Source organism: Wenzhouxiangella sp. XN79A, from assembly GCF_012272825.1.
Classification (GTDB): Bacteria; Pseudomonadota; Gammaproteobacteria; order Xanthomonadales; family Wenzhouxiangellaceae.
Genome location: NZ_JAAWWS010000122.1, coordinates 16,855 through 32,457, shown reverse-complemented (window position 1 = coordinate 32,457; position 15,603 = coordinate 16,855). Strand labels below are relative to the sequence as shown.

The 15,603-nt window shown below is 68.4% G+C and carries 11 protein-coding genes; 1 reads left to right on the top strand and 10 read right to left on the bottom strand.

What is annotated here, in order from left to right:
* Positions 1 to 7: 7 nt before the first annotated feature.
* The 3 genes from thrA to HFP89_RS00725 all read right to left on the bottom strand — a co-directional run bounded on the left by thrA (position 8) and on the right by HFP89_RS00725 (position 6,942).
* Positions 8 to 2,452 (bottom strand): bifunctional aspartate kinase/homoserine dehydrogenase I, encoded by a 2,445-nt coding sequence (gene thrA / locus HFP89_RS00735; protein WP_168715724.1) that lies wholly within the window; start codon positions 2,450 to 2,452, stop codon positions 8 to 10.
* Positions 2,453 to 2,594: 142 nt separating this feature from the next.
* The gene (locus HFP89_RS00730) at positions 2,595 to 5,954 is read right to left on the bottom strand and encodes an amidohydrolase family protein (protein ID WP_168715723.1); all 3,360 of its coding nucleotides are present in this window, start codon (positions 5,952 to 5,954) and stop codon (positions 2,595 to 2,597) included.
* A gap of 76 nt (positions 5,955 to 6,030) precedes the next feature.
* Positions 6,031 to 6,942 (bottom strand): 5'-nucleotidase, encoded by a 912-nt coding sequence (locus HFP89_RS00725; RefSeq protein ID WP_168715722.1) that lies wholly within the window; start codon positions 6,940 to 6,942, stop codon positions 6,031 to 6,033.
* 223 nt (positions 6,943 to 7,165) lie between these two features.
* On the opposite strand from HFP89_RS00725, the gene HFP89_RS00720 reads away from it, so the two are divergent.
* Positions 7,166 to 8,935 carry a GGDEF domain-containing protein gene (locus HFP89_RS00720; RefSeq protein WP_168715721.1) on the top strand — a complete coding sequence of 590 codons (1,770 nt, stop codon included), beginning with the start codon at positions 7,166 to 7,168 and terminating at the stop codon, positions 8,933 to 8,935.
* Between the two features lie 25 nt (positions 8,936 to 8,960).
* Here HFP89_RS00720 and serS read toward each other — a convergent pair whose 3' ends face one another.
* The 7 genes from serS to hfq all read right to left on the bottom strand — a co-directional run bounded on the left by serS (position 8,961) and on the right by hfq (position 15,495).
* Positions 8,961 to 10,244, bottom strand: coding sequence for a serine--tRNA ligase (gene serS / locus HFP89_RS00715; RefSeq protein WP_168715720.1), 1,284 nt, complete (start codon positions 10,242 to 10,244; stop codon positions 8,961 to 8,963).
* 48 nt (positions 10,245 to 10,292) lie between these two features.
* Entirely contained in the window at positions 10,293 to 11,573 is a 1,281-nt protein-coding gene (locus HFP89_RS00710; RefSeq protein WP_168715719.1) for an adenylosuccinate synthase, read from the bottom strand.
* 67 nt (positions 11,574 to 11,640) lie between these two features.
* Positions 11,641 to 11,826, bottom strand: a complete 186-nt coding sequence (locus tag HFP89_RS00705) for a DUF2065 family protein (RefSeq protein ID WP_168715718.1) — start codon at positions 11,824 to 11,826, stop codon at positions 11,641 to 11,643.
* A 10-nt stretch (positions 11,827 to 11,836) separates the two neighbouring features.
* Positions 11,837 to 12,694, bottom strand: coding sequence for a protease modulator HflC (gene hflC, locus HFP89_RS00700; protein WP_168715717.1), 858 nt, complete (start codon positions 12,692 to 12,694; stop codon positions 11,837 to 11,839).
* Positions 12,695 to 12,697: 3 nt separating this feature from the next.
* Entirely contained in the window at positions 12,698 to 13,867 is a 1,170-nt protein-coding gene (gene hflK, locus HFP89_RS00695; protein ID WP_168715716.1) for an FtsH protease activity modulator HflK, read from the bottom strand.
* 78 nt (positions 13,868 to 13,945) lie between these two features.
* On the bottom strand, positions 13,946 to 15,256 hold the full coding sequence (gene hflX, locus HFP89_RS00690) for a ribosome rescue GTPase HflX (protein WP_240955782.1): 1,311 nt from the start codon (positions 15,254 to 15,256) through the stop codon (positions 13,946 to 13,948).
* Complete coding sequence (hfq, locus tag HFP89_RS00685) at positions 15,253 to 15,495, bottom strand: RNA chaperone Hfq (protein ID WP_168715715.1); 243 nt, start codon at positions 15,493 to 15,495, stop codon at positions 15,253 to 15,255. Before hfq ends, hflX begins: the two co-directional genes overlap by 4 nt.
* Positions 15,496 to 15,603: the final 108 nt, after the last annotated feature.

The window sequence follows — 15,603 nt, the reverse complement described above, 5'->3', positions numbered from 1 at the left end:
GGCGCCGTCAACCCAGCGACTGGGCGATCCGCAGCAGGTCGGAGAACACGCCGGCGGCGGTCACGGCCGGGCCGGCGCCCGGCCCCTGGACGATCAGCGGATTGTCGCAATACCGGGCGGTCCGGAACGCGACCACGTTGTCGGTCAGCGCGAGATGCGCGAAGGGATGGTCGCCCGGCAGCTCCTCCAGCCCCACGCGGGCCGTGCCGTCGGCGGTCAGTCGCGCCGTATAGCGAAGGCAGGCGCCCTGCTCGGCGGCTCGCTCCCGCCGTGCGGCCATTCCGGCGTCGAGCGACGGCAGTGCTTCGAACACCGCGTCGGCGCCACGCAGATCGGCGTCCGGCAACAGCGGCTCGATCTCGACATCGTCGATCGCAAGGTCCAGCCCGAGCTCGCGGCCGAGGATCACCAGCTTGCGCGCCACGTCCAGCCCGGAAAGGTCATCGGCCGGATCGGGCTCGGTGTAACCGGCCGCGTGGGCTTCGCGGACCAGCGCGGAGAATGCCGTGCCCGGTTCGAAGCGATTGAACAACCAGGCCAGCGTGCCGGAGAAGATGCCTTCGATCATGTCGACCCGGTCGCCGCTGTCGATCAGATCGCGCAGCGTCTGGATGACCGGCAGGCCGGCCCCGACCGTGGCCTCGTAGCGCCAGCGCGCCGGACCCCGTGCATCGAGCGCGCGCAGCGCTCGATAGCGCGCCAGGTCGCCGGCGCCGGCCTGCTTGTTCGGCGTGATCACGTGGATGCCGGCGTCCAGCCATTCGGCATAGTGCCCGGGCGGGACCGCGCTGGCGGTGCAGTCGATCAACACCGCGTGCGGCAGCCGTTCGGCGTGCACGTGGCCGGCCAGGCGGTCGAAATCCAGCGCCAGGCCGCCGGCCAGGTCGCCGTCCAGCGAAGCGTGGTCGATCCGTTCCTCGGCCAGCACCATGCGACTGGAATTCGCGACCGCGCGAATCCGCAGGTCGATGCCCGAGGCGGCAGCCAGCCGCGGCGCGGCGTCGCGCAGCTGGGCCAGCAGCGCGCGGCCGACCTGGCCGGGACCGATGACGCCGATCGACAAGGTCTGTTCCGACAGGTAGAACGCCGAGTGCACCGCCCGCATCGCCCGCTCGGCCTGGGCCGCGTCGACCGCGACCGAGATGTTGCGTTCGGAACTGCCCTGGGCGATGGCGCGGATGTTGACGCCGGCCCGGCCGAGCGCGGTGAACATCCGGCCGGCCACACCCGGCGCCCCGGCCATGCCGTCGCCGACCGCGGCGAGCACCTCGATGCCGTCCTGGCGCCGGATCGACTGCAGCTGACCGGCATCGATCTCGCGCGCGAAGGCGTCGCCCAGCACCCGCTCGGCGCGTTCGGCCTCCTTCGCCGGAACGACGCAGCAGATCGAGTGCTCCGAGCTGCCCTGGGAAATCATCGTCACCGAGATGCCTGCCCGGTGCAGCGTGGCGAACACCCGTTCGGCGGTTCCGGGCACGCCGAGCATGCCGGCGCCCTCGACGTTGACCAGGGCCAGCTCACGGATGCAGGTCAGGCCCTTGACCGGCGGCTGCGCGACGCCTGCGCGGTCGATCCCGGTTCCGGGACGGTCCGGGTGCCGGGTCGAACGGATCCGGACCGGCACGTCGCGCTCGAGCAGCGGCGAGAGGGTCTGCGGATGCAGCACCCGCGCGCCGAAGTAGGCCAGTTCGAAGGCCTCGCGGTAGGACAGTCGCTCGACCACCTCGGCCCGCGGCACGCGCCCGGGATCGGCGTTCAGCACGCCGTCGACGTCGGTCCAGATCTCGACCTCGTCGGCCTCGAGCAGCGCAGCGACGATCGTTGCGGTGAAGTCGCTGCCGTCGCGACCCAGCGTGGCCACCCGGCCCTGCTCGTCGCGGCAGCAGAACCCGGTGATCACGAACCGCGCCGGCGATCGCCCGTCGAACAGCGTCTCCAGCCGCAGGCGACTGTCCTCGATGCAGGCGATCGGACCGAGTTCGCCGCGCCGGATCCGGATCACCTCGCGGGCATCGACGAACCGGCCGGGCTGCGCGACGGCCTCGAACCAGCCCGACAACAGCCGCGCCGACCATTGCTCGCCGAGCGCCGAGACCAGGTCCATCGCCTCGTCCGGGACGCTCCCGAGCAGGCCGAAACTCTCCAACAGGTGCTCGAGACGGCGGAACGACAACTCGATCGCCGCCCAGGTCTGTTCCGGCAACGCCAGCGCAACGGCGCAGTCGCGATGGCGCTGGCGCAGCACGCCGAGCCCGTCGCGCCAGTGGCCGGCATCGCGCCCGGCCGCCCGGGCCATGTCGATCAGGGCGTCGGTGGTGCCCTGCATTGCCGAGACCACGACCGCCTGCGAGCGCCCGTCGGCAGCGCGCTCGAGTAGCAGGCGACCGACGTGCTCGAAGGCGTCGGCATCGGCCAGGCTGCTGCCGCCGAACTTGTGGACGATCCAGCTCATTCCTGCCCCGTTCCTTGGTTTCCCGGTCCGAGGATAGCCGAGCGGCCTGCGCTGCGGGCGCGAACGACGACAAGGCCGGGAAAGGCCCCGGCGTGGTCACGGATCGCCGCGCGCACTGGAGTGCCGCGGATCACGCCACCGATCAATGATCGTCGTGCGTCCAGCCCAGGTTGCGGGCCATGGCCTCGAAGCGGCGATGGGTCTCGGCCTGCCAGGCGTCTCCGCCGGGTCGCTCGAAGAAGAACGGCTCGCGTTCCACGGCATCCGGGGCGACCTGGTTCATCGTGTCGGCGTCGTACAGCCGGCCGTTCAACATCGTATAGGCCACGTTCTGACTGACCCGGATATCGTCGAGCGGGTTGCCGTCGATAATCACCAGGTCGGCCAGCTTGCCGGCCTCGATCGAGCCGATTTCGCGCTCCATTCCGAAATACCGCGCGCCGTCGATGGTCGCGCCGCGCAGGGCCTGGAACGGCGTGAACCCGCCCTGGGCCATCATCCAGAATTCCCAGTGCGCGCCAAGCCCGGCCAACTGACCGTGCGCGCCGATGACCACCGGTACCCCCAACGCGTTCAGCTCCCGGGCCTCCTCGGCAACCGAGAAATGGTTGTAGTGCGCGTCGGGTGCGGTCGGCCGGCGGATCGAGCGCGGGTACACGACCGACTTCGGCACGAAGTTCATCAGGCGCTGGTTCTTCCAGACCTCGGTGCGGTCGTACCAGTACTCTTCGCCCATCAGGCCGCCGTAGGCAACGACGAAGGTCGGCGAGTAGACCACCTCGGTCTGGCTCCACAGCTGCTCGATGTCGGAGCGGATCCGGTGGACCGACAGATTGTGCTCGATGCCGGTGTGGCCGTCGACGATCTGGGTCAGGTTCTGCTCCAGCCGCATTCCGCCTTCGGGCACGACCAGCATGCCGAGCTCGCGACCGGCATGCAGCACCTGCTGGCGCTGATCGCGGCGCAGGTAGTTGTAGCTCTTGACCGAGATCGCGCCCTGCTGCTGCTGACGACGGACATGGAACAGCGCGTCCTCGTAGTCGTCGATCTTCGCCGTCACCCCGGGGAACAGCCCGGCATAGAGAATCCGACCGGTCGAGAAGATGCGCGGCGCCAGGGTCTGGCCGGTGCGCTGGAGCTCGGCGACCGAAAAGATGCCCCAGTTGTCGTTGGACGGATCGTGGATCGTGGTCACGCCGAACGCGAGGTTGGCATACTGCATCCAGTTCTGCACCGGCTGCAGCTGCTCGTTGCTCATCGCGCCGTGCGCGTGGGCGTCGATCAGGCCGGGCAGCACCGTATGACCGGACACGTCGACCACCCGGTAGCCGTCCGGCACCGCGACCTCGTCGGCCGACCCGACCGCCTCGATCCGGTGGCCTCGGACCAGCACCACGGCGTTTTCGATGACTTCTTCACGCGAATAGGCATCGCGCATCGTCACGACCCGGCCGCCGACCAGCGCGATGCGACCCTCGGGAACGTCGGCGGCCACCTCGAAGGCCAGGTTGCGACCCTCGGTCGCCGGCGCCGGCAGCTCCTCCGGCGCACCCTCGAGAAAGGCGAAGGCATCGCTCAGCGGGCGCTGGTACAGGTAGGACCCGTAGGACCAGCCCAGCACCGAGCTGTCCTCCAGCCAGTGCAGCACTTCGCCGGCCCGGGCCGAGACCTGGCGAACCGGATAGGCCGAGCTCGACGCGCTGATCGAAACCGGCTTCCCGGCCGCGAAGAAGGGCGCGACATGAACGTTGTACTCCTGGGTGAACGCGACCCAGCGACCGTCCGGCGAGACCCGGTAGTCGGTGACCCAGCTGCCGGTCAGGTGGGTGCGCTCGTCCTCGCCGTCGAGGTTCACGCTCTTCAGGGCCAGCGTGGTGGTGTCGGTGCGTTCGCTGAACAGGATGCGGGTCGCGTCGGCCGAGAACTGCGGGTTGCTGCCGCGGTCGAGAACCCGGACCGGCTCCCCGCCATCGACCGACACCCGATAGATGCCGGGCCGTTCCGACCAGGTCGGTGAGGTCAGGTAGCCGCCGGTGGTCTTGCGAAAGACCACCTGCTCACCGTCCGGCGAGAACGACGGCTCGACGTAATGGCCCGGCTCGTCGGTCAGCACCCGGGCCCGGCCGCGCCCGACTCGCTTGATCTGCACGCTGCCCAGCGCTTCGTCGTCGAAGGTCGTATAGACCACCGAACGGCCATCCGGCGAGAAACGCGGGTAGAACTCCCAGTGCTCGTCCTGGTCGGTCAGCCGGCGGCGCCGATCGGTTTCGAGGTCGTGAAGCCAGACGTGGCCGAGCGCCTGGTACAGCGCACTCGACCCGTCGGGGCTGTACTGATTCCAGCGCAGCATGCGGACCGCGACCCGGTCCGGCGCGACCGGCACGGTCAGCTTCAGCGCCGGGTGAACCGCGCGACGGTCGCGGACACGGAATTCGATATCCGCCCGGTCGCCGTCCAGGCCGACCCGGTGCAGGCCACCGTCCGACCACAGCACCAGGCCTTGTCCGTCGGGCAGCCAGGCGAAGCCGGGGTAGTTTCCGCGGTCGCCGCTGGTTTCCTGCATGTCGCGCGAGATCCGCTCGACCAGCGTGGTCTCGACGCCCGAGTCGAGGTCCTTGATCATCAGCCGGCTGCTCAACTCGGTCGGGTTGCGCCGGACGAACGCCAGGTATCGGCCGTCGGGCGACGGCACCGGGCGGATGGCACCGCCGGGGCCCGCCACCACCGTCTCGATGCCACCGGCTTCGCGGTCCAGCCTGCGGATCGCGAAGAGGCCGGTGTTGGCGTCCTTGTTGTACTGCCAGACCGTGCCGGACGTGGTGTCCTGACTGAAATAGACGTAGCGGCCGTCCGGCGAGAAGGCCGGCTCGGCAATGTTCTTCTGCGACTGCGCTCCGTGCAGGCGCTCGACCAGCTCGACGCCGGCGCCGCCGGAGCGGTGGTACATCCAGATCGAACCGGCCGGAATCGAGCGCGCCGATACATAGGCCTTGCGCGCGGCAATGAATTCGCCGTCCGGCGACCAGGCCGGGTTGTGCAGCAGCTGGTCGGATTCGTCCGTCACCGGGCGCGGATCGCTGCCGTCGGCAGCCATGGTCCAGAGGTTCTCCGCACCGCCGCGATCGCTGATGAAGGCAATCCGCGATCCGTCCGGGCTGAAGGTCGGCTGGAAATCCCATGCGATGCCCGAAGTCAGCGACACGGCATCGCCACCGTCGATCGGCACCCGGTACAGGTCGCCGAGCAGGTCGAACACGACGGTTCGGCCGTCCGGGCTGACCGTCACCGTCGACCAGGTGACCCGGTCGGTGTCGATCTCGATCTCGGTCCACTCACCGGGTGGGTCCTGCACCGACCATTCGCGGTCCTCGCACTCGGTGGCGGCGTCTTCTCCGGGTTCGCATCCGCCGGGCGCATCGACGCCGGGCGAGGCCTCCCGGGCAGGTAGCGGGCCGGAAATGTACAGCACGGAAATCAGCAGGATCAGCGAACGAAGGCGCATGGAAACCTCATCGGGAAAGGAATGAACGGAGCAACAGGATGGGAAGGAAAGAAACGAAATGAAACCGCGACCGCGATCAGTCGTCGGTCGACTCGTTGGCCACACCGTGCGGGACGTGCCCGGTGGCGATGATCCGGCTGGCGGCCTCGCAATGGAGCTGCTGGTCGTCGAAGAAGATGTCGGCGCCGAAGGCGCGCAGGAATGCCGCCTTGTCGCGGCCGCCGAGGAACATCGACTCGTCGATCCGGATCCCCCAGGCACGAAGCGTCATGATGACCCGTTTGTGCGCCGGTGCCGAGCGGGCCGTGACCAGCGCCGTGCGAATCGGGGTTTCGTCGGCCGGATAGGCCGACTGGATGCGATGGATGGCCTCGAGAACGGCCTTGAACGGGCCTGCGCGCAGCGGCTTCATCGCCGCCTCGCGCTCGCTCGACGAGAACGCGGCCAGACCCTGGGTCTTGTAGACGCGTTCGGCTTCGTCGCTGAAGATCACCGCGTCGCCGTCGAAGGCGATGCGCAGCTGCCCGGAGCGATTCTCGCGGGTGGCCTGCGGCAGGATGGTCGCGGCGGCATAGCCGGCCATCAGCACCTTTCGGACGTCTTCGGCATTCGCCGATAGAAACAGGTCGGCGCCGACCGGCTCGATGTAGTTGGCCGGGCTGGCGCCGTTGGTGAACACCGCGCGCTCGATGTTCAGATCGTAATGTTCGATCGAATTGAAGATCCTCAGGCCCGTATCGGCGCTGTTGCGCGACAGCAACAGGACCTCGACGCCCGGGTGGTCCATGTCGTCGGCGTTGAGACCCAGCAGCTTGGTGACCAGCGGGAAGGCCACGCCGGGCTGGAGAATCTCGTCCTCCCGCTCGCGCTGGTAATCCATGTAGGCCTGCAGGCCCTGTTCTTCGTAGATCTGGTGGGTCGAATCCAGATCGAACAGTGCGCGCGAGGAGATCGCGACGACCAGCGACTTCGGCGAAGAGGTCGTCATGACGGACCGCGGCATCGGAATGAGAGGATCGGCATCGTTGCGATGATAGCGCAAGCTCTCCCGCTGCCGTGCGGCCCAGCAGCGAACATCTGATCGCCGCGCCACGACCCGTGCATGCCGGCCGCCGTGTCCGGACACCGGCTGTCGCACCGGGCCGCTTTCCAATCCGCGTCGCACTCGCTATGCTCGAAGGTGTCCTGCTTCCCACCCGGTCCCGCTTCGCATGCCGCAGTTCAACGTCCGGTTCCTGCCACTCCTGTTCGCTGTCGCCACCGTTCCTGTCACCGGCCAGGACGGAAACGACTCGCTGGACACGCTGCTCGACCGGGCCGATGCGCTCAGCGTGGCCTCCAGCGGCGAGGACGTGGAGCGGCTGATCGGGGAAATCGAACTCCGGGTCGCCTCGGCCACCCCCGATCAGCGCGACCGCTTCGAGCTGATCCGGATCCGCCACACCGCGCGTGCCGGCGACCTGGACGGCGCCAGCGACGCCATCGTCGCCCTGATCGGCGAACTCGAACGGATGGATCCGGACCTGGCCCAGCGTGCGCTGAACCTGGCCACCAACGTGCTCGTCGTCAACGATCGGTTCGACGCCGGCTTCCGCTATTTCCGCCGCGCACTGAACCGTGCGCCGAGCGTGGCCGACCCGCGCATGCGCGCCGGCACCTACAGCGTGGCGGCGGAGTTCTACGACCGGATCGGTGAGACGGCAACCGCACTGACCTATGCCGACCAGGCGCTGGCCCTGGCCCGCGAATTCGATCTCGGGCGAACCGCGTGCATCGCGCTGGAGCGCGGTGGCCGGGCGCTGCTCAATTCCGGCCGCACCGACGAGGCCGAGGAACGCTTCGCTGCCGCGACCCGGGCCTGTATCGAGGCCGGGGAGCGTGTGTTCGAAGGCCAGGCCCGGCTCGGTCTCGGCCGCGCCCTGGGCGCGCAGCAGGACCCGGGCGCCGACGCGGAACTGCGGAACGCGTTGGCGGTGTTCGAACGGGCCGGATTTCCCGAGGGCGTGCTGGAAACCCGCACGGTGCTGGCCGAGCGGGCACTGATCGCAGGCCGGCCCGAGGCCGCCAAGGCCGTCCTCGATCCGATCATCGACCGCCTGGACGCGCCGGGCGACCGGGCCGCGAGGGCCGCGGCCTGGCAGGTCCTGGCCGAGCTGGCCGAACGGGACGGCAACCGCAGGCTGGCGCTGGACCGGCTGCAGCGCGCGGTCGCCCTGCGCCGCGATCGCTCCCGGCGGGAACGGGCGATGCGAATCGCCCTGCTGATCAACGAGCAGGACACCGAGGCCCGCGCGCAGGAACTGGAACTGCTGCGCGACCGGAATCGGGCGCTGGAGCTTGAATCGGAACGACGCCAGCAAGCCGATCTCGGGCTGCTCTACGGCGGTGTCGGCGCTGTGATCGCCGCGGCGCTGGTCATCGCGCTGCTGGTCCAGACGGCCCGTGACCGCAGGCGCTTCCAGCGGATGTCGGAGCGCGACGGGCTGACCGGACTGCTGAACCACACGCGTTTCTTCCAGCTGGCCCACCAGGCGTTCCAGCGCAGCCAGCAGCTCGACCGTACGTTCACCATCGTGATCACCGACATCGACCTGTTCAAACAGATCAACGACCAGCACGGCCACCTGACCGGCGATGCGATCCTGCGGCGCACCGGCGCCTGTCTGCGCGAGGCCTTCGGTGAGGGCGCCCTGCTCGGTCGCCTGGGCGGTGAGGAATTCGGCGTCGCGCTGCCGAACGAAGGGACCGACGCCGCGGTCGCCCGAATCGAACACCTGCGGGCCTTGATCCGACGCGACAGGCCGCGCGACGAGCCGGAGTTCACGCTGAGCTTCGGGGTGGCCGAGCGGGTCCGAGAGCCTGACCTCGATGCGCTGTACGCGCGCGCCGACCAGGCCCTCTACGACGCCAAGGACAGCGGCCGGGACCGGGTCGTGACGGTAGCCCGGCTGGCGCTCGGGCCGGCCCGCTTCACGACCTGATCGCGATGTCGATCGACCGGCGCGATCAGCCGGTCGGTTCGATCCGCTCGATACCGCCGAGGTAGGGCCGCAGCGCCTCGGGCACCACGACCGAGCCGTCCTTCTGCTGGTGATTTTCGAGCATCGCGACCAGCGTACGGCCGACCGCCAGACCGGAGCCGTTGAGCGTATGCAGCAGCTCCGGCTTGCCGGTCTCGGGGTTGCGCCAGCGGGCCTGCATCCGGCGGGCCTGGAAATCGCCGAAATGGCTGCACGAGGAGATTTCCCGCCAGGCCTTCTGACCCGGCATCCAGACCTCGAGGTCGTAGGTCTTCCGCGCCGAGAACCCCATGTCGCCAGCGCACAGCAGCATGGTCCGGTAGGGAAGTTCGAGCGCCTGCAGAACGGCTTCGGCGTGTCCGGTGAGCTGTTCGAGGGCGTCTTCGGCCTCGTCGGGCAGCGCGATCTGGACCAGTTCCACCTTGTCGAACTGGTGCTGACGGATCATGCCGCGGGTGTCCTTGCCGTAGGAACCCGCCTCGCGCCGGAAACACGGCGTGTGGGCGACGAAGCGCAGCGGCAGGTCGCCGGCCTCGATGATTTCGCCGGCGACCAGGTTGGTCACCGGGACTTCGGCCGTCGGAATCAGGTAGCGCGGCGGATCGTCGTCGATCCGGAACGCGTCGTCCTCGAATTTCGGCAGCTGGCCGGTGCCCTGCATCGCCTCGGCGCCGACCAGGTACGGCACGTAGACCTCGCGATAGCCGTGCTGGCGCACGTGCAGGTCGATCATGAACTGCGCCAGCCCACGGTGAAGCCGGGCCAGCGGGCCGCTGAGCACGGTGAAGCGGCTGCCCGACAGGCGCGCGGCCCGTTCGAAATCCAGCCCGCCGATCCGCTCGCCGAGCTCGACGTGGTCGCGCGGTTCGAAATCGAAGCGGCCCGGCTCGCCGTGGCGCCGGATCTCGGCATTGGCCGACTCGTCGCGCCCGTCCGGAACATCGTCGGCCGGCAGGTTCGGCAGGTCGAGCAGCAGGTGATCGAGCGCGGCACGCACTTGATCCAGGGCCTCGGCGACCTCCTTCAGTTCATCGCCGATCTTCGCGACCTCGTCCTTCAGCGGCTCGATGTCCTCGCCGCGGGCCTTGGCCTGCCCGATCGACTTCGAGCGCGTGTTGCGCTGGTTCTGCAGCTCCTGCTGGCGCGTCTGCAGCTGCTTGCGCTGGGTCTCCAGCGACGCGTACTGCTCGCGGTCGAGCGGATAGCCGCGCCGGGCCAGCCCGGTGGCGACGTCTTCGAGGTGATTGCGCAGCAGCTGCGGATCGAGCATGACGGAGTCCGTGGTCGTGGGCGTTCGGTCTGATTCTAGCGGTGCGGGTCAGCCGTACGGGTGCTGGAAGATGACGTTGGCTTCGCGCTCCGGACCGGTCGAGAGCATGTGGATCGGCGCTTCGACCAGCGTCTCGATCCGATCCAGGTAGGCGCGTGCGCCCGACGGCAGATCGGCCGCATCGGTGATCCCGCGGGTATCGCCTTCCCAGCCCGGAATGGTCTCGTAGACCGGCCGGGCGCGGGCCCACTCCTCGGCCCCGAGCGGGAAGGCGTCGACGCCTTCGTAGTCGACGCAGACCTTGACGCTGGCGAATCCGTCGAGCACATCCAGCTTGGTCAGGCACAGGCCGGTGACCCCGTTGATCCGGACCATGCGCCGCAGCGCGACCGCGTCCAGCCAGCCGCAGCGGCGCGGACGGCCGGTGGTCGCGCCGAACTCCACGCCGCGTTCGGCCATCCTGCGGCCGTTCTCGTCGTCCAGCTCGGTCGGAAACGGCCCCGACCCCACGCGCGTGGTGTAGGCCTTGGTGATGCCGAGCACGTAGTCGATGTCGCCCGGCCCGACCCCGGCACCGGTCATCACCCCGCCGACGGTGGTGTTCGATGACGTCACGAACGGATAGGTGCCGTGGTCGATGTCCAGCAGCGCGCCCTGTGCGCCTTCGAACAACAGGGCCCGGCCCTGGCGTCGGAGCGTGTGCAGTTCGTCGGTGACGTCGCACAGCATCGGCTTCAGTGCCTCGCCCTGCCGGGCGGCGTCATCGGCGACCCGGGCGACGTCCAGCGGCTCGGCTTCGTAATAGTGCCGGAGCAGGAAGTTGTGATAATCCAGTACGCCGCCGAGCTTGTCGGCCAGCCGCGCCGGATCGGCCAGGTCGGCCAGCCGGATGCCGTGGCGGGACGCCTTGTCCTCGTAGACCGGGCCGATGCCCCGCCCGGTGGTACCGATGGCCTTCTTGCCGCGCGCCTTCTCGCGCGCCCGGTCGAGCGCTTCGTGGCAGGCCAGGATCACCGGGCAGGCGCTCGACAGGCCGAGCCGGCCCTTCACTTCGATGCCGGCCGACTCCAGGCCTGCGATCTCCCCGAGCAGTGCGTCCGGCGCGACCACCACACCGTTGCCGACCAGGCAACGGGCCCGGTCGGTGAGGATGCCGGACGGAATCAGGTGCAGGACGGTCTTGCGTCCATCGACCACCAGCGTGTGGCCCGCGTTGTGTCCGCCCTGGAAACGCACCACGGCATCGGCGTCGTGGGCCAGCAGGTCCACGATCTTGCCCTTGCCCTCGTCACCCCACTGGGTTCCGAGGATCACCACGGATCGTGCCATCGATCGACTCCCTAAACGTTCGGTTCGAAAACAGTTCGGTTCGAAGCAACCCGGCGCGGTGCTTCGCTCACCGCGCGAGGTGGAAGACCAGCGCACCGAGCAGGATCAACGCCACGCCGACGCGTCGCACCGATCGATCCGGCAGGCGGCCGAGCTGGTCGACCGCCTCCCGCCAGCCGTGCGGACTGATTGCCGGCATCAGGCCCTCGAGAATCATCACGAGGCCGAACGCCAGCAGCAGATCGTTCCACATCGCGGCCGGCTCAGTCCTTCTGGTCGAAGTAGCGGAAGAAGTCCGAGCCGGTGTCGAGCAGCAGGACGTCCTGGTTACCGCCGAAGCTCGCCTGATAGGCCTCCAGGCTGCGCAGGAAGGCGTAGAACTCCGGATCACGCTGGTAGGCGTTGGCGTAGATTTCGGTCGCGCGCGCATCCCCTTCACCGCGGATGCGCGCGGCATCACGCTCGGCCTCGGCCAGCAGCACCCGGACCTGGCGATCGGCCTCGGCCTGGATTTCCTCGGACCGTTCGCGACCCAGCGAGCGCAGCTCGTTGGCGAACTCCGTCCGCTGGGTTTCCATCCGGTCGAACACCGAGTCCAGCACCTCTTCGGTCAGCTCGATCTTCTTGATCCGGACATCGTTGACCACGATGCCGAAATCACCGACCCGCTCGTTGGCCCGGGTCTGGATGGTGTTCATCATGTTGCGGCGCTGCTCGGAGACGACCTCCGAGAGCGTGCGCTGGGCGAACTCGTCGCGCAGGTCGTTGCGAAGCAGCTGGGCCAGGCGCGACCGGGCGATCGCGAAGTCACCGCCCGAGGTCGAGGTATAGAACCGCGACGGGTCGGCAATCCGCCATTTCACGTAGTAGTCGACCTCGACGAACTTCTGTTCGGCCGTGTTCATCTGCTCCGGCGGCATGTCCAGCGTGATCAGCCGCCTGTCGAACTTGACCACGTTGTTGATGAACGGCGTCTTGAAATGAAGGCCGGGTTGGTAGTCATCGCGGATGATTTCACCGAGACGGAACTTCAGCGCCGTCTCGGTCTCGTCGACGATGAACACGCTCTGCAGGCCGACCACGACGGCGACCACGACCAGGATCGGAATCAGGATTCTCATGGATCAGCGCCCCTCGCGGCCGGGCCGGCCGCGCGTCTGGGTGGAAGTCGAACGTGCCTGCTCTTCGCTGTTCATCAGCGGAGGCGGCGGAATCGAGCGGCCGGAGGACGCCGGAGCGGCACCCCCGTTGAGCAGCCCGTCAAGCGGCAGGTACATGATGTTGTTGCCGTTCTCGACGTCGAGCAACACCTTCGGCACGGTCGAATACAGGTCCTGCAGGGTCTGCAGGTACAGGCGCTGACGGGTGACCTCCGGGGCCCGGATGTACTCGTCGTAGACGGCGATGAAGCGGTCGGCCTCACCTTCGGCCTGGGCGATCAGCGAGTCTCGGTACCCCTGCGCTTCTTCGAGAACACGGGCGGCGCGACCGCGCGCCTCCGGGACGACCTGGTTGGCGTAGGCCTGGGCCTCGTTGGCGAAGCGGATCTGGTCCTCGCGGGCCCGCACCACGTCGTCGAAGGCCGACTGCACCTGGTTCGGCGGCCGGACCTGCTGCAGGTTGAACTGGGTGACTTCGATTCCGGAATCGTAGCGATCGACGATCTGCTGCAGCAGCTCGCCGGCCGACGTCGCGATCAGGCCACGGCCGACTTCCAGGATGAAATCCATGTTGTTGGTGCCGACGACTTCGCGTATGGCACTGTCGGTCGCCTCCTGCAGCGAGATCTCCGGCTCCTGGACCTGGAACAGGAACTTCTCCGGATCGACCACGCGGTACTGGACGGCATAGCCGAGATCGATCAGGTTCTCGTCGCCGGTCAGCATCCGGGAGCTGCTCTCGATCGAGCGGACCTGCTCGACGTTGACGGTGCGGACCGCTTCGATCGGCGCCGGCAGGGTCAGGTTCAGGCCCGGCATCAGCGTGCGGTCGTAGGAACCGAAGCGCAGCACGACGCCACGCTCGGACTCGTCGATGATGTGGATCGAGTTCCAGACCGCCCAGATGCCGGCCAGCACCAGCAACAAGGCCAGGATGCCGCCGAAGCCCGGCCCCATGTCCTTGTTGCCGCCCGACGGTTCGTTGCCGCCGTCGCCGCCACCGCCGATGATCTTCTTCAATCGTTTCTGGACATTGGCAAAGACTTCGTCCAGATCGGGTGGCCGTTGGCCGTCACCGCCCTTCCACGGGTCCTGTCCGTTACCGCCACCGCGGCCCGGTTCATTCCAGGGCATTCCGCTCTCCGTTGCGTTTCTGTTGGGTGAATCCGGCGGCCACCGAAGGCTGCCGAACGACTCGAAAGACACAATTGATCATTTTAACAGGTGTTCGTGGACCCACGATCCATCCCGACCGCTCAATCGGCCCAGTTCGCGCGCATCGCGACGCGCCAGATCGACCACCAGCCGGCTCGAACCGTCGTCGGCAACGCGCTCGTCGGCGATCGCGCCGAGCTCGAACAGCTTCGAGCGCAAGCGCTGCAGCGACGCGGGCAGGACAACCCGGGCCCGGATCCGACCGCCGCCGACGCGCTCGGCCAGCGCGGTTCGAAGCTCGGCGAGACCGGCACCGGTCTGCGCCGAACAGCGCACCTGGATCACGTCGCCGGCTTCGTCGCGCTCGACGCCGGGCCCGGCATCGGTCAGATCGATCTTGTTGTAGACCCGCAGGCGCGGCAGCTCCCCGGCGCCGATCCGGTCGAGCACATCCTCGACGGTAGCGATCTGGACGTCGCGATCCGGGTCGGAGGCATCGATGACGTGGACCACCAGCGAGGCGCTGAGCGTTTCTTCCAGGGTGGCGTGAAACGCGGCGACGAGCTCGTGCGGAAGGTCCTGGATGAAGCCCACGGTATCACTGGCCAGGACCGCGCCGCCGTCGAGGTCGTCGATCCGGCGCACCGTGGGATCCAGCGTCGCGAACAGCTGGTCGCGGGCCACCACCTCACCGGCCGTCAAGCGATTGAACAGGCTGGACTTGCCGGCGTTGGTGTAGCCGACCAGGGCAGCGAGCGGCAGCGCATTGCGCTCACGCGCCTGCCGGCCGCGTGCGCGGTGGCGCTCGACCCGATCGAGCCTTCGCTTGAGCTGGCGAATGCGTCCTGCCAACAGCCGACGGTCGGTTTCGAGCTGGGTTTCGCCTGGCCCGCGCATGCCGATCCCGCCACGCTGACGTTCGAGGTGGGTCCAGCCGCGGACCAGTCGGGTGGCCAGGTGCTCGAGCTGAGCCAGTTCGACCTGCAGCTTGCCTTCGTGCGAGCGCGCGCGCTGGGCGAAGATGTCGAGGATCAAGGTGGTGCGATCGAGCACCGCGACGCCGACGTCTCGCGACAGGTTGCGCTCCTGGATCGGGCTGAGCCGGTGATTGACCAGCACCAGCCCGGCGTCGTGCTGCTCCACGGCGTCCCGAATCTCGTCGACCTTGCCGCGGCCGACCAGGGTGCGCGCGTCGGGCTGATCACGACGCGCCGTCAGCGATGCGACGATGTCGCAGCCGGCCGATTCGGCCAGCAGGCAGAACTCCTCCTGTTCACGCGCGGTCAGGGGGGCGCCGAACGTGGGTTGGAGCAGAACGGCCCGCTGTCGGTTCGCCGCGGGCCGATGTGCCGGTTCCGAGCCGATCAATCGCCGTCCGACTCCCCGCTCGGCGCGAGCCGGACGTTGCGCGCAGGCACCACGGTCGAAATGGCGTGCTTGTAGATCATCTGGCTGACGGAATTCTTCAGCAACACGACGAAATTGTCGAATGACTCGATCTGGCCCTGCAGCTTGATTCCGTTGACCAGGAAGATGGACACGGGAATCCGCTCCTTGCGCAGAGCATTGAGAAACGGATCCTGCAGCGATTGACCCTTGCCGGACATTGGAGTTCTCCTTTTGGCGTATCGTTATTCTGGGTCGCAGGCAGTATGCCGGCGGATTCGTGAACGCCACGCGCGCTACGAACTTCCGCGGCCGCCGGCTGCGGGCCG